17 protein-coding genes are annotated in these 19,953 nt (G+C 71.4%); 6 read left to right on the forward strand and 11 right to left on the reverse strand.

Annotation, left to right across the window (positions count from 1 at the left end; genetic code table 11):
* Positions 1 to 137: 137 nt before the first annotated feature.
* Entirely contained in the window at positions 138 to 1,412 is a 1,275-nt protein-coding gene (locus tag ACWEBX_RS24295) for a histidine kinase (protein WP_451886927.1), read from the reverse strand.
* A 178-nt stretch (positions 1,413 to 1,590) separates the two neighbouring features.
* On the opposite strand from ACWEBX_RS24295, the gene ACWEBX_RS24300 reads away from it, so the two are divergent.
* Positions 1,591 to 1,767 carry a hypothetical protein gene (locus tag ACWEBX_RS24300; protein WP_451886928.1) on the forward strand — a complete coding sequence of 59 codons (177 nt, stop codon included), beginning with the start codon at positions 1,591 to 1,593 and terminating at the stop codon, positions 1,765 to 1,767.
* Here the strand turns inward: ACWEBX_RS24300 and ACWEBX_RS24305 are convergent.
* From ACWEBX_RS24305 to ACWEBX_RS24330, 6 genes are all read right to left on the reverse strand, one after another.
* Positions 1,751 to 2,143 carry a ribonuclease domain-containing protein gene (locus ACWEBX_RS24305; RefSeq protein ID WP_451886929.1) on the reverse strand — a complete coding sequence of 131 codons (393 nt, stop codon included), beginning with the start codon at positions 2,141 to 2,143 and terminating at the stop codon, positions 1,751 to 1,753. The genes ACWEBX_RS24300 and ACWEBX_RS24305 overlap by 17 nt on opposite strands.
* Before the next feature lie 194 nt (positions 2,144 to 2,337).
* Positions 2,338 to 2,946, reverse strand: coding sequence for a dihydrofolate reductase family protein (locus ACWEBX_RS24310; RefSeq protein ID WP_451886930.1), 609 nt, complete (start codon positions 2,944 to 2,946; stop codon positions 2,338 to 2,340).
* Between the two features lie 158 nt (positions 2,947 to 3,104).
* A complete protein-coding gene (locus ACWEBX_RS24315; RefSeq protein ID WP_451886931.1) occupies positions 3,105 to 3,920 on the reverse strand; it encodes an AIM24 family protein in 816 nt (271 codons plus the stop codon).
* Positions 3,921 to 4,092: 172 nt separating this feature from the next.
* Positions 4,093 to 5,475, reverse strand: coding sequence for an MFS transporter (locus tag ACWEBX_RS24320; protein WP_451886932.1), 1,383 nt, complete (start codon positions 5,473 to 5,475; stop codon positions 4,093 to 4,095).
* Positions 5,476 to 5,914: 439 nt separating this feature from the next.
* Positions 5,915 to 7,570, reverse strand: coding sequence for an amidohydrolase (locus ACWEBX_RS24325; RefSeq protein WP_451886933.1), 1,656 nt, complete (start codon positions 7,568 to 7,570; stop codon positions 5,915 to 5,917).
* Between the two features lie 313 nt (positions 7,571 to 7,883).
* On the reverse strand, positions 7,884 to 8,843 hold the full coding sequence (locus tag ACWEBX_RS24330) for an Lrp/AsnC family transcriptional regulator (protein WP_451886934.1): 960 nt from the start codon (positions 8,841 to 8,843) through the stop codon (positions 7,884 to 7,886).
* Positions 8,844 to 8,994: 151 nt separating this feature from the next.
* Here ACWEBX_RS24330 and ACWEBX_RS24335 point away from each other — a divergent pair, with 151 nt between their 5' ends.
* Together ACWEBX_RS24335 and ACWEBX_RS24340 are read left to right on the forward strand one after the other, a co-directional pair.
* A complete protein-coding gene (locus ACWEBX_RS24335; protein WP_451886935.1) occupies positions 8,995 to 10,002 on the forward strand; it encodes a C-terminal binding protein in 1,008 nt (335 codons plus the stop codon).
* Positions 9,999 to 10,799, forward strand: coding sequence for a class II aldolase/adducin family protein (locus ACWEBX_RS24340; protein ID WP_451886936.1), 801 nt, complete (start codon positions 9,999 to 10,001; stop codon positions 10,797 to 10,799). Before ACWEBX_RS24335 ends, ACWEBX_RS24340 begins: the two co-directional genes overlap by 4 nt.
* 222 nt (positions 10,800 to 11,021) lie before the next feature.
* Here the strand turns inward: ACWEBX_RS24340 and ACWEBX_RS24345 are convergent, their stop codons facing one another.
* Positions 11,022 to 13,838, reverse strand: a complete 2,817-nt coding sequence (locus ACWEBX_RS24345; protein ID WP_451886937.1) for a M4 family metallopeptidase — start codon at positions 13,836 to 13,838, stop codon at positions 11,022 to 11,024.
* A gap of 226 nt (positions 13,839 to 14,064) precedes the next feature.
* Here ACWEBX_RS24345 and ACWEBX_RS24350 point away from each other — a divergent pair, with 226 nt between their 5' ends.
* Positions 14,065 to 15,075 (forward strand): LuxR C-terminal-related transcriptional regulator, encoded by a 1,011-nt coding sequence (locus tag ACWEBX_RS24350; protein WP_451886938.1) that lies wholly within the window; start codon positions 14,065 to 14,067, stop codon positions 15,073 to 15,075.
* A gap of 48 nt (positions 15,076 to 15,123) precedes the next feature.
* On the opposite strand, the gene ACWEBX_RS24355 is transcribed toward ACWEBX_RS24350, so the two are convergent.
* Positions 15,124 to 16,353 (reverse strand): DUF4241 domain-containing protein, encoded by a 1,230-nt coding sequence (locus ACWEBX_RS24355; RefSeq protein WP_451886939.1) that lies wholly within the window; start codon positions 16,351 to 16,353, stop codon positions 15,124 to 15,126.
* Positions 16,354 to 16,452: 99 nt separating this feature from the next.
* On the reverse strand, positions 16,453 to 17,448 hold the full coding sequence (locus ACWEBX_RS24360) for a helix-turn-helix domain-containing protein (protein WP_451886958.1): 996 nt from the start codon (positions 17,446 to 17,448) through the stop codon (positions 16,453 to 16,455).
* A 157-nt stretch (positions 17,449 to 17,605) separates the two neighbouring features.
* On the opposite strand from ACWEBX_RS24360, the gene ACWEBX_RS24365 reads away from it, so the two are divergent.
* Positions 17,606 to 17,983 carry a hypothetical protein gene (locus ACWEBX_RS24365; RefSeq protein ID WP_451886940.1) on the forward strand — a complete coding sequence of 126 codons (378 nt, stop codon included), beginning with the start codon at positions 17,606 to 17,608 and terminating at the stop codon, positions 17,981 to 17,983.
* Between the two features lie 101 nt (positions 17,984 to 18,084).
* Positions 18,085 to 18,285 carry a hypothetical protein gene (locus ACWEBX_RS24370; RefSeq protein WP_451886941.1) on the forward strand — a complete coding sequence of 67 codons (201 nt, stop codon included), beginning with the start codon at positions 18,085 to 18,087 and terminating at the stop codon, positions 18,283 to 18,285.
* Between the two features lie 202 nt (positions 18,286 to 18,487).
* Here ACWEBX_RS24370 and ACWEBX_RS24375 read toward each other — a convergent pair whose 3' ends face one another.
* Positions 18,488 to 19,777 (reverse strand): tachylectin-related carbohydrate-binding protein, encoded by a 1,290-nt coding sequence (locus ACWEBX_RS24375; protein ID WP_451886942.1) that lies wholly within the window; start codon positions 19,775 to 19,777, stop codon positions 18,488 to 18,490.
* Between the last annotated feature and the right edge of the window lie 176 nt (positions 19,778 to 19,953).

Consider the following 19,953-nt stretch of genomic DNA (forward strand, 5'->3'; position numbering starts at 1 on the left):
TCCAGGTTACTTAAGTGAATGCCGTAACCGTTGCCGACGCTCACATCTCCGTCCAACGGCGACGGGCTGATGCACCGGCACGGCCCCGACCCACCCACCGGCCGGCCGAACCCCGCGACGGCCGGCACGGGCCGCGGCTAAGCCGCCCACGGCAACCAGGCCCGAACCCGAAACCCCCCATCCCCCACAGCCCCATGCTCCAGCCGCCCTCCGGCCAGCGTCGCCCGCTCCGTCAACCCGATCAGCCCCTGTCCCGACCCCGGCACCTTCGGCACCGGCCCCGGCGGCGCGGGATTGGCGACGGTCACGGTCAGCCCGGTGCCGGCAGCGCCTCGCACCGTCACCGTGACCTCGGCGCCGGGCGCGTGCTTGCGGGCGTTGGTCAACCCCTCCTGAACGATGCGGTACGCGGTGCGCCCGACGGACGCGGGCACGGCGGCCGGTTCCGCGACACCGCTGTCGAGAACGACCTTCGCACCGGCGGACCGCGACTCGGCGACCAGCCCGTCGAGCGCCGCCAGCGTCGGCTGCGGCCGCCCCGCCTCGTCGGAGTCCCCGGCCCGCAGCACCCCGATGATCTCGCGCAGATCCTGCAAGGCCTCGTGCGCGCTCTCCCGGATGACCCCCGCGGCCCGGGCGACCTCCTCCCGGGGCGCGTCGGGCCGGAACTCCAGCGCCCCCGCGTGCACGCTCAGCAGCGTGAGCCGGTGCGCGAGCACGTCGTGCATCTCGCGCGCGATCGCCTCCCGGGCGAGCCGCTGCGCCTGCTCGGCCCGCAGCGCCGCCTCGGTCTCGGCCCGCCGCGCCCGGTCCCGCAGACTCAGCATGAGCTGGCGCTTGGACCGTACGAACATGCCCCAGCCGACCACCGCGGAGGTGAGCAGGGCGGTGACGGCGAGGGCGGCGAGGTACGGCAGCTCGGGGTCGGGCCGCAGCCAGAAGAAGAACGGAAGCAGCGTGAGCTGGACGCCGGCGACCCAGGCCACGTACCGGAAGGGCCGGTGCACGGCGAGGGTGAACAGGGCGACGAGCCCCGCGCCGCCCGCGGTGTTCGAGACGAGGCCGACGGGGATCATGGCGACGGCCAGCCCCAGCGGCCAGCGCCGGCGCAGCCAGACCGCCGCGCAGGCGAGCACGCCGATGATCTGGTCGGCGACGGCGAGGCCGTGCGGGATCCCCGGGTCGTCACTCACGGTGTTCGCGGCCGCGAGCCCGATGGCGACGGCCAGCAGGAAGCAGCCGAAGTCGACGACCCAGTCGCGCACGGTGCGCCGGGGCCGTCCGGAGGGCCCGGCGCGCTCGGCGTCGGGATCGAGTACCGCGGCCACGGCGGACGGCAGCAGCCAGCGCCGCGCCGGCAGGACCGGCGCTGGAACGTCACGCGGCTCGAGCGCCGGATGGTCACCACTCACGGTCGACAAATCTACGCAGCCGAAGCCGCCGCCACCTCCCCGCGAGCCCTGCCGACGACCAAAGTCGGCACGCTTCAGACTTTCGTCCGCCCGGGGACCGGCGCCCCGCGACCCGGGTCGGACATGCCTCGCCCCGCGGCCGATGTACCCGGGGGGTCCGCGGGGCGAGGGTCGTCCCATGAAGCAGGTGCCGAAGGTGCTCGGCTCGTCGCGCTCGTTCGGGGCGTCAGGCGTCCTCGGCCCGGTCCGGGAGGTCACCGGCCGACCGCACGGTCGGGGACTCGTACGACGGCTCGGTCTCCTCGACGGCTACGGGCCCGGACGTCCGGCGGCCCTGATCAGCAACCGAAGTTGATCAGCTTGAACGTGACGTAGTGGTCCGAGGTGTAGTAGTCCTCCAGGGTCTTCTTGCCGGTCACGATGCGACGGGCGCCACGCGTCGAGGAGCCGGGCGTCTTGACCGTGTACTCGTGGTAGTAGCCGGTGGACTGGGAGGGCAGGACGCCCTCCCGGTTCTGGAAGACCGCCCCGTCCTGCGAGTACGGGAAGGGACCGCCCGAGTCGATCAGGTTGAGCGTGGTGTACGCCTGGGACGGCAGAGCGCTGTAACAGATGCTGCCGACGGAGGCGGCCGCCGCGTTGGCCGGAGCCACGACGGTGCCACCGACGAGCAGGGCGGACATGAGGGCCACGAGGGCGCCGATGCGGGTGGTTCGTGGGGGGAATCTCATGGATCCAGAATGACGCGCGTAGATGACATGTCAATGTCAAGTCTGTTGATTTCTTCGGTCGATTCCGAGGAATTTTCCGGCAGTCGATCTGTCGCACGACGGCCGGCCGCCGACCCCGAAGGCCGACGACCGCCCGCTCGCGGCCGTAGGCCGTGTCCGCAAAGTCTCGTCTGCCGGGCGACGCCTGGCACGCCCTAGTAAGTGCCGTACGTCGGCCGGCCCTCACGCTCGTACGTGTTGACCGCGACGCCCGAGCCGGTGATCGTGCCGCCGGTGCGCCGGAACGCGGTGGGGGCGGCACCGTCGGCGAAGAGGCGGCGGCCCTCGCCGAGCACGACGGGGAAGGTCATCAGATGCAGGGTGTCGATCAGACCGAGCGCGAACAGGGACTGGGCGAGGACGGCGCTGCCGTGGATCTGGAGCTCCCCCTCGGTGCGCTCCTTCAAGGCGGTGACCTCCTTGCCGAGGTCACCGGTGATCACGGTCGTGCCCTCCCAGGCGGGGTCGGTGAGCGTCGAGGAGGCGACGTACTTGGGCAGCGAGTTCAGCTTGGAGGCGATCGGGTCGGCCGGGTCGGTCATCTTCGGCCAGTAGCCCGCGAAGATCTCGTACGTGCGCCGGCCCAGCAGGAACGCGTCGACGTGGGAGAAGTTGTCGACGACGAAGCGCCCGAAGTCGTCGTCACCGAAGGGAACGCTCCAGCCGCCCTGGCCGAAGCCGCCGCTGGGGTCCTCCTCGGGGCCGCCCGGCGCCTGGTGGACTCCGTCGATGCTGACGAACGCGGTGAGGGTGAGCTTGCCCATGACAGTGCCTGCTTCCTGGCGGTGGGGTCTGCTGTCATCAGGTCAGACCCCACCGGCGCCCGCAACTCATCGGTCCGAGCCGAAATCGCCCTGCGTCGCGACCCGGCGCCATGATCCGGCGTCGCGATCCGGCGTCACGATCCCCGCGGGTCGGGGGCTCACCCCTCGTTGGTCGAGAACAGCCCGCCCGTCGGACCCTGTTTGTCGCCGCCCTGGGCCTTTCTCAGGGCGTTGGCGAGGCTCTCGATGGTGAGGGACTGGAGGATCACCCGTCCGTTGCCCTCCAGCGTGGCGAGCGACAGGCCCTCGCCGCCGAAGACCGCGTTCATCAGACCCTGCCGGTTGAGGCCGCCGATGCGCTGGACGCCGTACCGGATGCCCTCCTCGAAGGCGACCACACAGCCCGTGTCGACCTCGATGCGGCCGCCGAAGTCGGCCGGGTTCAGGTCGATGAAGTTGCCCGCGCCCGCGATGATCACCGTGCCGTGGCCGGTGAACTTCTCCAGGACGAAACCCTCGCCGCCGCTGCGCCCGGTCCGGCCGCCCTGGAAGGCGATGCCGAACCGCACGGTCGACTCCGCCGCCACGAAGGCGTCCTTCTCGGCGAACCACGCGCGCGTGCCGTCGAGCTCCAGGGCGCGCATCTCGCCGGGCAGCACGCCCGCGAAGCCGACGGTTCCCTCGCCGCCCGTCGACGTGAAGTACTGGAACGCCAGCGACTCGCCGGCGAGGGCGCGCTGACCTGCCTGCATGGCGGTCCCCACGGCCTGGCGCAGCATGCCGCCCATGCCGCCGCCACCGCTCGGCTGCCCGCCGCCACCGCCGCCCGAGGGCCCGGAGAGCCGCGTCTCCATGGTCACGTTGGTGGTCTTGAACAGGAACTTGCCCGCCTCGCAGTACACGGTCTGGCCGAGGCCCAGGTTGACGACCGCCATCTGCATGGCGGTGCCGACGATTTCTTGCTGAAGAGTCACGCCGTGAGAACGCGGGAAGCGGAGCGAAGAGTTCCGGACAGCCGGGTTACGTGTGACGCCGTGCGGGCCCGCCGCCCTCCCCGCCCGGGACGGTCCGGCCCCGGAGGAGCGGACGCCTCGGGGCCGCCCCGGACATCCGGGGCGGCCCTGAAGCCGGTAGCTGTGATCCGGCTCAGACGCCGGCGGTCACCGGCTGCGGCGTGGCGGTCGGCGCCCCGGTCGTCACCCGCCGCTCGCTGTACGTCCGCAGCCGCAGCGTGCACCAGATGCCGATCGCGGAGGCCGCCATCAGGGCGACGGCGGGCGGCCAGTACGCGCCGCCGGCCAGCGAGGACAGCCACACCGCGGTGACCGGTGTGAAGCCCCCGAAGACCAGGTTGCAGACCTGGTACGAGAGCGAGATGCCCGTGTACCTGACGTGCGGGGCGAAGCCTTCGGCGAGGATCGCCGCCATCGGCCCGTACAGCGCGGACATCACGAACCGCATCGCGAGCATCATCGCGTAGATCAGCGCGACGCTGCCGGTGTCCATGACCATGAACTGCGGGACCGAGAGCAGCACGACGCCCACGAGGCCGCCGACGACGACCTTGTGCGAGCCGATCCTGTCGCCGAGCAGGGCGAGGAACGGTGTGACGAGGAGTTCCAGGAACGCGGCGAGCGAGAGGCCGTTGAGCAGCATCGACTCGGACAGGTGCCGGTCGTCGGTGCCGTACGACAGCAGGTAGCTGGTCACGACGTAGTAGCCGCCGGTCGCGGTGGCCAGGGAGAAGACGCCGACCAGGACCGTCCGCCAGTCCTTGCGCAGCACCTCGGCGACGGGGAGCTTGCTCACCGCGCTCCGCGTGCCGCCCTGCTTCCCGGCCTGCTCGTTCTTCTTCTGCTGGGCGTGGATCTCGTCCATCACCGGCGAGTCCTCCAGCTTGGTGCGCACCACCAGGCCGATGCCGACGAGGACGGCGGATGCCAGGAACGGCACGCGCCAGCCCCACGAGTCGAAGGAGGCCTCGCCGAAGAGGTTCATCAGGCTGAACATGCCGGTCGACAACAACGCGCCGACCGAGGAGCCGAGCTGGGCGAAGGAGCCGAAGAAGGTGGCCTTGCCCTTGGGGGCGTTCTCCACCGCGATGAGCACGGCGCCGCCCCACTCGCCGCCGATCGCGAGGCCCTGGATCAGGCGCAGCACGATCAGCAGGACCGGGGAGAGGACGCCGACCTGCTGATAGGTGGGCAGCAGGCCGATCGCGAAGGAGGCGAACCCCATCATCAGCAGGGTGATGACGAGGGTCTTCTTGCGGCCGACGCGGTCACCGATGTGACCGAACACGATGCCGCCGAGCGGGCGCAGCAGGAAGCCGACGGCGAAGGTGGCGAAGGCCGAGATCGTCTTCAGCGAGGCCGGCATGTCGGCCGGGAAGAAGACGTCGTCGAACACGATGGCCGCGGCGGTGGCGAAGGCGTAGAAGTCGTACCACTCGATGGACGTTCCGGACAGAGCGGCGAGGGCCGTTCTGAACGGGCTCTGCGGAGTGCGCGGGGTGGTGCGGTCCGGCACGGGGACCTCCGGCGGAAGAGTGCGGTCGGGGACGGGAACTGCGGCGGTGTGGGGGCTGGTTCCGGGATGGGTACCGGACCCGGCGACCGGGCCACGGACGGGATCGTCCGGCCGCCGGGAGAAGAGGGGGCGCGAGAGACGAGGGCAGCGGCGGGTCGGCCGCCGGGCGGCCAGGCACCGCGGACCGACGGGTCGGACACCGCCGACCGGCGGACCAGGCGCCGCGGACCGGCAGGTCGCACACCGGCGACGGGCGGGTCAGACACCGCCGACCGGCGGATCAGGCCCTGTGGACCGGCAGGTCGGACACCGCCCGGCTAGAGCGGGTCAGACACCTCAGGCCGGCAGGTCGGACACCGTCGACCGGCGGATCAGGCCCTGCGGACCGGCGGATCGGACACCGTCGACCGGGGTGGGTCGGACACCGCCGGTCGGCAGGTCAGCGGCCGGGGGCGGCCCAGGCGCGGTGGCCGCCGACCCAGGTCTCGCGCACCCGGATGCCGGTGAGCTCGTCGGCCGGCACGGTCAGCGGGTCGGCGTCCAGGACGCAGAAGTCGGCGAGCATGCCCGGAGCGAGGGCGCCGACCGCGTGCTCACGGTGCAGGGCGGCGGCCGCCGCACCGGTGTGCGCGTGCAGACCGGCCTCGACGGGCAGGCGCAGCGACTCGTCGCCGAGGACCGTGCCGAGCACGGTCCGGCGGGTCGCCGCGGCGGCCACGGCCTCCAGCGGGGCGGGCGGGGCGACGGGCGCGTCCGAGGAGAAGACGACCGGGACACCGGCCCCCGGGCAGTGGCCCGCCGGGTTGTAGCGGTGGCCCATCTCGCCGATCGCGGTCAGGGTGCCGTCGCCGGTGCGCAGGTGGTGCTGCGGCTGCATGACGGGGATGACGCCGAGCTCGCCCATGCGCTCGATCTGCTCGTCCGTCGGCAGGCCGGAATGCTCGATGCGGTGGCGCATGTCGTCTCGCGGGCGGTCGGCCTGCGCCTTCTCTATCGCGTCGAGCACCATGCCGATGGCGTACGGGGACTGCGCGTGCGTCGCGGTCTGGAGGCCGGCGGCGTGGGCGCGGCGGACGATCTCCGCGTACTCCTCGACCGAGTGGTAGAGCTGGCCCTGGTGACAGCAGTCGGCGGCGTAGCCCTCGGGGAAGTAGGCGGTCCAGCCACCGAGGGTTCCGTCGGCGTAGAACTTCACGCCCTGGACGCGGAACCGGTCGTCGCCGAAGCCGCGTACCGCGCCGAGTTCAAGGGCGGTGTCGAGCAGCGCGGAGGTCAGGTACGCGGAGACCCGCATGCGCAGGCTGCCGTCGGCGTGGGCGCGCAGATACGTCTCCATCTCGCGGCGCGAGACCTGGGCGTCGCCGATCGTGGTGACACCGGCGGCGAGGAAGACCTCCTGGGCGCGCAGCAGGTGGTCGGCCATGATGTCGTCGGGTTCGGAGAGGTGGAAGTTCGGTCCGTGGTTGCCGATCTTCACCCCGGCCGGGCCGGTGAGCAGGTCGCAGGCCGCGTCCCAGAGCTGTCCGTCGGGCTCCCCGTCCTCGAAGTGCCCGATGCTGCCGCCCTCGGGAGAGGGGCTGCCGGCCGTGATGCCGCAGGTGCGCAGGGCGTGGGAGTTGACGACGCCGCCGTGGCCGGAGGCGTTCATGACGTAGACCTCTCGGTCGTCGGCGACGCGGTCGAGGTCGTGGCAGTTCGGGTGGCGGCCCTCGGCCAGGCGCCGGTGCTCGTAGCCGAAGCCGCGGACCGGGACGCCGGCGGGCAGGTCGCGTCCGGCCTCCCGCAGCACCTCGACCATCGTGTCGATGTCACCGACACGCTCGGGCCGCAGGTCGACCCAGGCGAGGGCCTGCCCGTACATCACCGGGTGGCAGTGGGCGTCGACGAATCCCGGGTGGACCAGGCCGCCGTCCAGGACGAGTTCGGTGTCGGCGTGGCCGCCGAGCGCCGCACGGGCTTCCTCGGTGGTGCCGACGTGCACGACGCGGTCGCCGCGGACGGCGAGGGCCTCCGCGCGGACCGGGGTGCCGGGGACGGCTACGGCGGCACCGGTGACGAGCAGGGTGCGGTCGGGGGATACGGACGGACGGGGCATGGCTGGCCTGCTTTCGACCGGGAGGTACAGGAGTACGCCGACAGACGATTCGACTTCGAGAACCATAGATAGCGAACGCCTGGTTGACCAGAGGGTCGAGTCAAGAATGTTTGGTAAGTCGAAATGCCTTACGACTTACGGATCGACTGTAGGCCTGCCGGGCGGGCTCCCTGGCCGTTCGCCCCTGGCTCCGTCGAGATCGGTCGAGCGAGGCCGCCCGTCCGGGACCGACACGCGGACCGGCGCTCAGGCCGGGCGGGCCCCGGGTCGTGCCGGCACCCAGACCGGGCGCGGCCCCAGCTCGGACCGGCGCTCAGGCCGGGCGCGGCCCCAGGTCGTACCGCTCCTTGATCAGCTCCAGATGGAGCCAGCTCTCCACCTCGCGGACCTCGGGCAGCTCCCGCATCTCCTCCAGCGTGGCCCGTACGGCCGCGAACGACTCCGCCGTGATCGTGCCGACCAGCTCCGCACGCCCCAGGCACGTCGACAGGAACGTCACCCGCTCCAGACAGGCCACCCGCTCCGCCACCCGGGCGGCCGCCCCGGCCACCCGCAGACTGAACCCGCACAGGTAGCCCATGCCGAGCACGTCGGGCCGCACGAGGGCGACCACCTTCGCCACGCCGCCGTCGAGGAGGCGCAGCGTGCGCGAGCGGGTGGCGCCCGGCGACAGGCCGACCCGCCCCGCCAGCTCGGCGAACGGGAGCCGCCCGTCCTCCTCCAGCTCCGCGAGGATCCGCCCGTCCAGCTCGTCCTGGAGGGCGACCGTCGGCTCCTGGGCCAGCAGGTACGGGTCCTTCACGTGCCGCGTCGCGACCAGCGGGTCCACCGTGCGCACGCCCTCCATGGCCCGGATGCGCTCGATGGTCCGCTCCAGCTCCCCGAACCCGGCCGTGCGCAGCTCCGTCATGATCGACCGCCGCCCACTGGTCAGCGTCACGAAGGGCGCCTGGGGAAGTGCGGCGATCGCGCGCGCGACCGGGGCGGCGGCACCCTCCGTGTCGATGGCCAGATGCGCGGACGCGGTGAGCCGGTGGACGACCGGATGGGCGATCGCCACGATGCGCACGGCCCCCGACTCCTGCAGCCGCTGCACCCGCATCCGGGTCGCCGGACGGGAGAGCCCGACCTGCTGGGCCAGCGTCTCGTAGGTCAGCCGGCCGTCGGCCTGAAGCCCACGCACGATCGCCAGGTCGGTCTCGTCGAGATCCACGGGCAGGTCCCCTCGGTCCTTGGTCGGCCCGGCCGGGAGCCCGGCCGGGTCTGTGCTCATTCTCGGACAGCGCGCGAAGGCTCCGAACGGCGGCTTCACCGTCCCTCTGGCCGAGATCCGGCACCATCATCTCGTCCAGGGTAGACAAGGCAGACAGTCGAAACGTAAGTTGCGTGCCACTATGGCAATCGAATCATCTATGGAGTGTGGCGTGGCGCGACCCGTTGCTGTGATCACCGAGACGGAGGAGCTGGACCCCGGGCCGGCGCTGAGGCTGCTCTCCGAGGCCGGTTTCGACGCGCGCTTCGTCGGCAGCCGCGCCCCGGAGGCCATCGCCGCCGCCGCGCACGACGCGGACGCGCTGATCGTCGGGTACGCGTCCGTCGACGCGGCTCTCCTCGACCGGCTGCCCAAGCTGCGGATGCTCGCCACCATGTCCGCCGGCTACGACATGATCGACACCGTCGAGGCGGCCCGCCGAGGTCTGTGGGTGGCCAACCTGCCCCACTCGGCCACCGAGGACGTCGCCGTGCACGCCCTCGCCCAGACGCTCGCGCTCGTCCGGCACCTCCCGCAGGCCGACGCCGTGGTCCGGGGCGGCGGCTGGAACAGCGACTTCACCGAAGTGCCGCGCCGCGCGAGCGAGTTGACTCTCGGCCTGGTGGGCTTCGGGCGGATCGCCCGCACCCTCGCCCGGATCGCCGCCCCGCTCTTCGGCCGGATCGTCGCCCACGACCCGCACGCCGTCGAGTGGCCCGAGGGCGTCGAACGGGCCGATCTGGACACGCTGGTCGCCGAGGCGGACGTCCTCTCGCTGCACACCCCGTCCACCGCGCGGACCCGGGGAATGGTCAACGGCCCGCTGCTCGCCCGTATGCGGCCCGGCGGCTTCCTCGTCAACGTCTCGCGCGGCGACCTGATCGATGCCGACGCCGTGCTCGCCGCCCTCGACAGCGGCCGGCTCGCGGGCGCCGCCCTCGACGTCTTCCCCACCGAACCACCCGCCGCCGGCGACCGGTTGCGCCGTCATCCGCGTCTGCTGCTCTCCCCGCACAGCGCCTTCCGCACGGACGCCTCGCTGCGCGCCTACGTCACCGAACCCGCGCGGAACGTCATCGCCTGGTGGACCACCGGGCGCCCGCACACCCCGGTCGTCGTCCCCGCGACGGCCACCGCCCCCGCCCCCCGAACCGCCAGCACGCAAGGAGCCCCCGCGTGACCGACCTCCTCACCAGCCCCGTCAGCTCTGTCACGACGGACGCCGCAGCCGCCGAGGAACTGCGCCTGCGCCGCGAACTCGCCGCCGTCTACCGGCTGGTCGCCCACTTCCGGATGACCGACCTGATCTTCACGCACATCTCGCAGCGGCTCCCCGGCCCCGAGAACCACTTCCTGATCAACCCCTACGGGCTGCTCTTCGAGGAGATCACCGCCTCCAGCCTGGTCAAGATCGACCTCGACGGCAACCCCGTCGAACCGAGCCCGCACCCGGTGAACCCGGCCGGCTTCGTGATCCACAGCGCGATCCACCGCGCGCGCCCCGACGCCCACTGCGTGCTGCACACCCACACCAGGGCGGGCTGCGCCGTCGCCGCCCAGCAGGGCGGTCTGCTGCCCCTCAACCAGATGTCGATGGAGTTCCACAACCGGGTCGGCTACCACGACTACGAGGGCGTCGCCCTCAACCTGGAGGAGCAGGAGCGTCTCGTCGCCGACCTCGGCGGCCACCCCGCGCTCATCCTGCGCAACCATGGCCTGCTGACCGTCGGCGACAGCGCCAAGCAGGCGTTCCTGCGCATGTACTACCTGGAGAAGGCCTGCGAGATCCAGGTCACCGCCCAGGCCGGCGGCACCCCGTTGATCATCCCCTCCGACCAGGTCGCGGAGTACACCGCCCGGCAGCTCACCGGAGAGGGCGAGGCGTCCTCCGACTTCGAGGACGACGACGCCTACGACCTCGCCTGGGCCGCGCTGCTGCGGCTGGTGGACCGCATCGCGCCGGACCACAAGGACTGAGCGCGGACGCGATCACCGCCGACCGCGCTCGCCGTCATGGCCGAGCGCGCACGTCACACCGCCGACCGCGTGGGTCGTCACCGGAGACCGAGTACGTCACCACCGAAGACCGCGGTGCCATCGACCGACTTCGCATGGATATCGGCCGACTTCGCGTGGATGAGGAGCGGCCGGACTCCCCCGGGGCCCGGCCGCTCCTGTCTTCGCGGGGGTCGGATCAGATCAGCAGCGGCCCGCCGGGCGGTCCCGCTTCACGAGGTTCGTGTAGCCGGTGGTGCCGTCCAGCCAGAGCACGCGCTGCCCGCTGTCCGCGGCCGCGTACACCTGGTCGCCGCGGTCGCAGGAGACGCGCTGCGCGGCGCCCGTGCCGTCGGACGCCACCTGGTACAGCTTCGGCAGCGTGTCGTTGGCCCACGTCGTGGCCGGGGGCAGTGTCGTCACGGTGACCGCGTCGTCCGAGGCCGTCAGGGAGTAGGCGTACAGCGAGGCGTCGCCGGACTCGGGGGTGAGAGTGGTCAGCCCCGTACCGTCGAGCGCGGCGCGCTTGACCGCGGCCTCGCCGGTGTCGGTGGCGTCGTCGTCCTCGATCCAGGTGACGCCGTCGTCGGTCAGGGCGGTCTGGCCGAGGCCGGCCGTCGTGGATCCGTCGACCGGCATCAGTACGGTCTTGCCGGTGGCCGTGTCGAGGACCTCGACACCGAGCTTGTAGCCGTCGGACTCAGGCCACATCTTCGCGTAGGCGATCTTGCCGTCACGGACCGAGGGCAGCGCGGTGGCGGTCGAGTAGCTGCTGTTGACCTGCTTGATCTCCCCGGTCCTGATGTTGAGGTACCAGACGTGCTGGAGACCGAGGTACGGGTCCGGCGCGGTGTAGACGAGGATGTCGCCGTTCAGGACGATCCCGGAGATGTTGGCGGCGGCGCCGCCGACGACCTTGTCGACGCCGCTTCCGACCGGGCGGACGTGGAAGTAGACGGCCGTCGAGGCGAACTCGGCCCAGGCGACGTTCTTGCCGTCCGTGCTCGCGTAGACGTTGTAGTTGCCGTTGTTGGGGCTCTTCTGTACCGGTGTGCCCTTGCCGCTCGTGTTGCCGACCCACACCGAGTACGGCTCGCTGCCGTCCTCGTTGGAGCGCGAGAGCGCGTACTTGCCGTTGCCGGCGCTCACGCCGGTACCCGCCACGTTGACCTTGGACAGGATGGTGTCGGTGTCGACGCCGAGCGCCTTCTCCCAGCCGGGCACGATGCCGTGCGCGTCGAAGGAGGTCTTGACGGTCTTCAACCGGGCCTTGGTGACGCCCAGTTCCTGAGCGGCCGCGATGACCGCCGCACGCCCCTCGGTGAAGCCGTCCAGCGGGGTCATGTACGCGGACAGGGCCCGGTAGACGATCTGGTCGGCCAGCTCGCCGCCGAGGTCCTGACGCATGTCCCACAGGGCGCCGGAGAAGATCGTGGAGTTGAGGTGCACACCACCGTCGTCACCGCGGTAGGTGACGCCGACGAAGTCCTTCGACGTGGTGGCGCCGTCGTTGAGATCGCGCAGGGCGCACGCGCGCGGGCTCTTGGTGGTGCACAGGTCCTCGCCGAGAAGCCCCGCGTCCGGGTCGTCCATCGACTGGTGGTTGGCCTCCAGGTCGATGGCGTTGCCGAAGTAGTCGGCCAGCGCCTCGTTCATCGCGCCGGACTGGCCCGCGTAGACCAGGTTCGCGGTGTGCTCGACGACGCCGTGGGTCATCTCGTGGCCGACGACGTCGGTGTCCGCGGAGAACGTGCGGAAGTCGCCGCTGCCCTGGCCGTACACCATCTTGGAGCCGTCCCAGAAGGCGTTGTCGTACGGCTGCCCGTTGGAGGTCACGCCCACCAGGGAGTAGATGAAACCGTTCTTGTCGTCGAGACCGTTCCGGCCGAAGTGGTTCTTGTAGTAGTCGTACACCTTCCCGGCGGCCCAATGGGCGTCGACCGCACCGGAGTCGGTGTAGTCCTCGCCGAGGTCGGTAGTGGCCGACTGGAAGGTCTTGATACCGCTCGGCCACCTACCGGACGCGGCGGAGACGTCGCGACCGCGGGCGTCGTACGTGGCGATCATCTCGCCGTTGTACGGGCTGTCCGCGGCCCGCTTGCTGTAGTCGATCATCTGGTAGACACCCTTGGTGTCCTTGTACAGGTTGAGCTCGGTCTTCTCGCCGTTGTAGCGAACGCCCGTGCCCTTGACCACCAGTTGGTCGGCGGCCGTGACGGTGGCAGCGTCGCCGTCCGGCGCGGCTTCGTCGGCGGCACCGGTCGGGGTGCCCGTCGCGCCGAAGGTCTCGATGCCGCTGTACCGCAGCGCGGGGAAGCCGGAGCGGGCGTCGATGTACACCTCCTGCCGCACCGGCGTGCCGTCCGCGGCGTCGACTCCGGTGACGGTGATGTGCCGGGTGAGCACACCGGTGCCCCGCGGCAGGATCGTCACCCCCTGGTCCTCGCCCGTCAGTTGCCGCGTCCCGGCCTTCTCCCCCTCGGCCGGGGCACGCAGCAGACCTCCGCCCTGCTGTGCGGTGACGGCGCCGACCGCGCGCTCGATCGCGGTCTTCTCGGAGACCTTCGGGGTGACCGAGTCCAGCTTCAGGCCGGTGAAGTAGTTGCCGGAGGTGCCGGTGACGGTGCGTCTGCCGTCCTTCGCGGTCATCCGTACGAGGTACTGGCCGCCCAGGACCGGGACGCCCTTGTACTTCTGCTGGAGGCGGACCGTCTCCTTGCCGCCCTTCTCGGTCGTGGTCCCGGCCGAGACCAGGCCCTTCGCCGAGGTGTCGGCTATGTGGTAGCGGCCCTTCATCGCCCCGAGATGGCCGCGGGCGGCGTCGGCCGGGGTCCCGCCGGCGGCGGCCTCCTCGTGGAGCCCGGTGACGAGCGAGGGCGTGTCGGTCCCGGTGCCCGGCGTCACACCGGACGCGTCGGACGTGGCGGCCGTGGTGGCGGTGTCCGCGTGGGCGGCCGGAACGGCCGTCACCAACAGGCCCGCGGCGGCGAGCAGTGCCGCCGTGCCCTGGCCGACGGACATGCCGCCGTACCGCTGCCCCGCTGTGGCTGATCTCCTGCGTCCTGCACTCCGCACGTTGCCCCTCCGGTGTCACAGATGCGTGAACGGATATCGGATGCGGACATGCAAATGCCGGAACAGGGGTGTGAACAATGCGTTCCAGGTGGGCACTTGTGTACGTGCACACTTGTGTGGCCTGCGGGAACATCACCTTGTGCGGCCTGCGAGAACGCGTGAGAATCGTGGTGTGGGCGGGGACACGGTGGACGGACAGTGGCAGGCTCTCGGGCTGGGTACGGAAGAACTCAAGGTCTACGAGGCCTTGTTGAACGTCCGCGAACACCCTTCCCGGGAGGACCTGGCCCGGTCCGCCGGGCTCTCCGCGGCCCGGCTCACGGCCGCCCTCGACCGGCTTTTCGAGCACGGGTTCACCCGGTCCGCCCGCGACACCCCGGTGCCCGTCGCGATCGCCCCCGCCACCGCGCTGCGCAACCTGATCCACGTCCATCGGGCCGATCTGCTGCGCAGATCGGCCGAGTTGGAGGAGCTCACCGGGACGGTGGACCGGATGGCGGCCCATCTCCTGAGCTCCACGCACGGCTCCCCCGCACTCGGGATCGAGACGGTCCGGGGCGGCGATGCGATCGCCGCGCGGGTGGCCTCGCTGCTGGTCTCCGCGCGCACGGAGGTGGCACTGTTGGACCGGCCGCCCTACGCGGCGAGCGAACCGGACGGGATGCCCTCTCCGCTCGACGTGACCGAACCCGTACGGCGCGGGGTGCGGGTACGGACCGTGGTGGACCGCGAGGGTCTGCGGTTCCACGGCCGCGCCCGGGGCCTGGGCGACCTGGCCGCGCAGGGCGTGCAGATCCGGGTGAGCGCGGATCTGCCGACGAAGCTGATCACGGTCGACCGGCGGGTGACACTGCTGCCGCCGACGGACGCGGCGGACCCGACGGCCTCGGCCCTGGTGATCAACGACTCGCTCCTGAGCAACGCGCTGGTGCCGCTGTTCGAGGCGGTCTGGGAACGGGCCGTGCCCATCGGATCCCCGTCGGACAGCCAGATCACGGACCAGGACCGGGAGTTGCTGACCATGCTCGCGTCCGGCCTGAAGGACGAGGCGATCGCCCGGCGCCTGGACATCCACGTCCACACGGTCCGGCGCCGCATCACCCGTCTGATGAAGTCACTGAACACACAGACGCGGTTCCAGACGGGGGTGCAGGCGGCGCTTCGGGGCTGGCTGACGGTGTGAGCGCGGCCGGCCCACGACGTGTGCGCGGGCGAAGATCCGGGGGCAAGGCTAGAGGTACGACGTGACCACCACGACCGAGACGAGCTCGCCGGCGGCGGAACGGCCGAGCCATACCGGCCAGGTTCCGTCGCCGCCCGTGCAGAACGACACCAGGTCGCTGCCGGTCACCTCGTCGATGGCGCGCACGTAGCCGTCGCCGACCGACTCGCACGCGTCGTCGTCCTGGTCCTCGTAGTAGCGCCTGACTCTGCCGGACAGCGTCTCCCAGGCCGCGGCGTCCGCGAAACCGCCGGCCGCGCCGTCGGTGCCGAAGCCGTAGGCGTGGCCGTCGAGGAGCAGACGAGGGTCCTCGTCCCGGCTCAGCGCCAACTCCCAGGCGACGGCGGGCTCTTCCCGGATCAGCAGCCGCACGGCGGGTACCTCGGTGACCGGGAACCGGTTCCCCTCGTACTCACCCTCGCCGGTGATCACGGCGGTCTCCATCGGGTACGCGCCGGGGGGTATGCGCTCGGCGAGTTCGCGGGGCTCGGCCGCGCCCGGGTCCGAGACGGCCAGGCGGCCGGTCGGGATCCGCACCATCGCGATGTGCCGCGGTTCGGCTGTCTCCGTCTTGGTCCAGGGTTCCACGGGGAAGGAATTGCCGGGCTGGAAGAGTGCGTTGAGCGCCACCTTCAGACGCATGGGTTTCGGCGGACGCCACAGGGTCGCGGGCTCCTGGCCGCCCGCGAAAGGCGCCTCCACCGCGGTGACGTCACCTGACTCGGGCGCGTCCGACGGCCCGGACGCACGGCCGACCGCCCGTACCCCGAACCCGGACCGGTCGTGCCACCGCTGGTCCTCCGGCACATCGGCCACGGTGTGGAACGACCCGCCGCTGTCGCCGCGTTCTTCCAGCACCTTCCTGCCGGCTCGCCCCGGGAGGAGTTCCAGCGTGACCCGCCGGGCGTCGGGCGCCAGGTCCGGCTGTTCCCGTGAGGCATAACGCCGTTCCACGTACTGCCGCAGGAACAGGCGGTCGCCGTCCAGCAGACGGAGGTCCACGTCGCGGACACGTCGGCCGAGCTCGTCGTACACCCACTGCCCGACGAAATGGTCGCGCCAGGCGACGAGATGCACCTCCGTGGGGACCGCGCGCCCCGGAATCCGGTGCAGCACCACGTAGGGCTCCCCGGCTCCGTCCCGTTCCTCCGCCTCCGCCCGCGTCAGCAGCCCAATCGCCCGACGGGCACCGGCGTCCCACCCCTCGGCGTACGCAACCACCACCACGTCCTCGCCCACGCCCCGCGCCGCCCCTCCGCCGCCCTCAAGATCCACCGATCACCGGGCACGATACGCACGACCGGTGCCGTCGGCGGCGTGGGGCGCCTGACTGACGGTTCAGAGGCGAGGTGGCAGCCAGCCCTGCTGGACGGCTCGTACGCCGGCTTCGAAACGGCTGCGGGCGTCGAGGCGTTCCATCAGTTCGGAGGCGATCCGGCGGGCCGTGCGGTGCGACACCCCGAGCCGTTTGGCGATGGCCTCGTCGGTGTGGCCCTCGGCCAGGAGCCGGAGGGTGGTCGTCTGCTGGCCGGTGAGTCCGTTCGGGTCGGTGGGGACGATCTCGCCGAGCGGCTGGGCGGATTCCCAGGTGGTCTCGAAGAGCGCGCACAGGGCGGTGAGGGTGCCCTGACCGGTCAGCAGGACGGCGCCGGCGGCGGTGTCGTCGCTGCTGACCGAGATCATGGCGGTCAGCCGGTCCATGAGGATCATCCGGGTCGGCAGGGACGGAACCGTGCGGACCCGGCCGCCCAGCCGGGCCAGCCAGGTGGCGTGTTCGACGGTGGGCCGGTTCGTACGGACACTGTCGAGGTAGATCGTGCGCATGCGCACCCCGCGGCCGAGCAGGTCCTCGTTGAGCGGGCGTGACGCGGCCATGTTCTCCGCGGTCTGGGGTCCGCCCGGGGCGAAGGCCAGGAACTCCTCGCGCACCTCGCGGGTGAGTACGGCCAGCCGGTCGCGTATCTGGTCGAGGCCGACGAGTTGCTCCACCCCTGGATGGCTGGTGGCCGGGCGGAGCTCGGCGTACTCGGAGATGAGCTGCGCCGCGGCGGCCCGGGAGGATTCGAGGCGCTGCTGCTGGGCCGCCAACTGGGCCTGCTGGCGGCCCATCAGGATCTCCATGCCGATATCGGGCGAGACGGCCCGGAGCCGGCCCGCGTCCCCCGCGGCGGGGCGCACCAGGGCCAGTTCGCTCAACGTGTCGAGGGCGTCGCGCACCTCTTCCCCGCGCAGCCCCACGGTGTCGGCGAGGGCCGCGACACCGGCGGCCGGACTTCTGAGCATGGCGCGATACACCGTCTCGGCGGCGGCATCGAGTCCCAGCGCGGTCAGCATCAGGTTCCCCCCAGTTTCCACAGACCCTCCCCTGTCCCACGATGATCTTCGCAGAGGACAGGGGATCGTCACAGGGGGAGGACCGAACCGGCCATGGCCTCAACTGGCCACCGCACAAGCCGACTTGTTGACGCGTCCCGTTGAGATTCTGGACTGCATGTACCTGGTCCACACATATCTGGAACTGCCGCCCGGCGACGAACTGCCGCAGAACATCAGGACTCTGGTGCGATCGGCGATCGTTCCCCGCGACGGCGTCGAGCACGTCGCCGTGCATGCCGTCTCTCCTTCCGAACTCACGCTCGGCTTCTACCTGTTGGCCGATGCGCTCGAGGACGCGGAGGAACGAGCGGTACGGACCACCCGCCGACTGCTGCGCGCCGTACCGCAGTTGGCCACGGCGCGGCCGACCGGCGCCGGAGTGCCGCTGATGCCCCTGGCCTTCGAACCGCGGGCGGTGGACGGAAGCGGCCCCCGTGGACGCATCGGTCCAAGGCCGCTTCCGTCCAGCCGTGAACCCTTTCCTCGGGCCTGAGCTGCGACGAACCTATGAATCACCGGCCGAGCCGAGCGCCACCGCGGGGCGCGACAGCAGGCCGGACACCGCATCTCGTCCCGGAAGGAACGGAAACAGCCATGCTTCGTACCCGCATCGCCAAGGCCGCCGCGGTCTCCTCCCTCGTCGTCGCCGCGGCTCTCGCCGCCCCGGTGGTCACGCACCGGTCCACGGCGGACGCGGTTCCGGCCTCCTCCGTTCTCGCCTCCGACGCCGGCTGGCAGGTCGCTCCGACGGACGCCGGCCGGCAGGTCGCTCCGGCGGACGCCGGCTGGCAGTAGGCCGCCCGCCGCGACCGACCGCCACGCGCCACGGCCGCGCCCCGTCGGCCTGAAAGGGCGGCGCCCCCTCGAACCGAGGGGGCGCCGCCCTTTTCGGCGTGAGCCGGAGCATGGCCAGGACATCTCCGAGCGCGGGCGGTGTGCGGACGCCTCGAAGGCCCCGCCGGGGATCGGCGGGGCCTTCGAGGCGTCGGGTGGGGCGTCAGGCGATCTTCTTGTAGCGCAGGGCGACGTAGTCCGAGGCCGGGTGGCCGCTGATGTCACCGCTGTTGATGTTCGCGGTCGAGTAGTTCATGTCCGTCGCCGGGCTGCTCTCGGAGTAGTAGTAGAAGGTGCCCGTGTCCTGGTTCTTCCAGCCCGCGAAGATGACGGCGTGCTCGGAGTAGTCGTTCAGCGCGTCACCGGGCAGGAGGGCGGCCTTGCTGATCTGCGTGCTCGCGCTGGAAAGCGTCTCGGTCGTCAGGGAGTTGGTGAGGTGCCAGGCCATGGAGACGAAGCCGGAGCAGTCCGTGCGGTAGGAGTGGTCGCCGTCGACGTCCACGGCGGAAGCGCCCTGGTCGTACTGGACGTTGCGGGTGTACCAGTTCTTGGCCCGGTCCATGACCTCGCTGCGGTAGATGGTGCCGCCCTGGACGGACTTCGGCGGCGCCGACGGCACGTAGGCGCAGTTGTTCGCGTAGGCCGACAGCAGGCTCTGGGTCCAGCCGGAGGCGTCCACCGGGTCGTCGGAGTGGTACGTGACGTCGCTGCCGTCACCGTCGGTCGGGTCGGCGTCGGAGTACCAGTACATGCCGCCGTTGGTTCGGCCGTAGTAGAGGCCGCCGCCGGGCGAGGAGAGCGAGTCGACCGCCGACCAGCCGCTCGCCTTGAGGACGGAGAGGTCCCAGTCGTCCACTCCGTTGATCTTGTAGCTGAGCAGTCGGCCGTCCGCGGTCGAGGCGACGATGCGGTCGTCGCCCGCGGCGGCGAGCGTCTTGAGGACGAAGCCGGTGTCGATCACGACGTGCTGGCCTATGTGGGCCGAGCCGGCGGGCTTGGGCTGCGAGACGAGGTACTGGTGGAGCTGGCCGTCGACGGTTCCGTAGAGGTGGCCGGCTCCGTCGTAGACCATCTTGTCGAAGGTCCAGCCGCCGTCCCAGATCTTGACGACTCCCGCGACCCCGAGGGAGGTGTTGTTCGTCTGGATGTCGACCCGGTAGAGGTCGCCGGTGGTCGACGTGACCAGGACCGTGTTGAAGTTGAGCGTCGCCATCGCCTTGGGCGTGAAGCCGAGGTTCGGGCCGATGAGCGTCTTGACGCGGTTGCCCGTGTCCGGAGCGATCTGCGTGTACGTCAGCCGGCCGTCCGACAGCGTCCCGTACATCGACACGTCACCGGAGCACGACGCGACGGCGTGGGCGGCGCCGGCGGTGGTGGCCACCATGCCGAGGGACATCGCGCCGACGGCGGCGACGGCTGCGGTGGTACGGCGGACGGCGTGGCTGAACTTCATGATCTCTCCTGCGGTGTGGAAGGGGAACGGGCGAAGGCACGTCACCGACCGCCCGGCTGCCCTGCAGGTGCAGCCGTGGAGGTCGTCCCGGGTGTGTCGCCCGGTGGCAAGAACTACTTTCGCCGCAGGTCACGAGGGGTGGAAGAGAGATCGGCTGGACGCAAACGTCCTTGGCC

It is taken from the genome of Streptomyces sp. NPDC005070 (assembly GCF_053600395.1).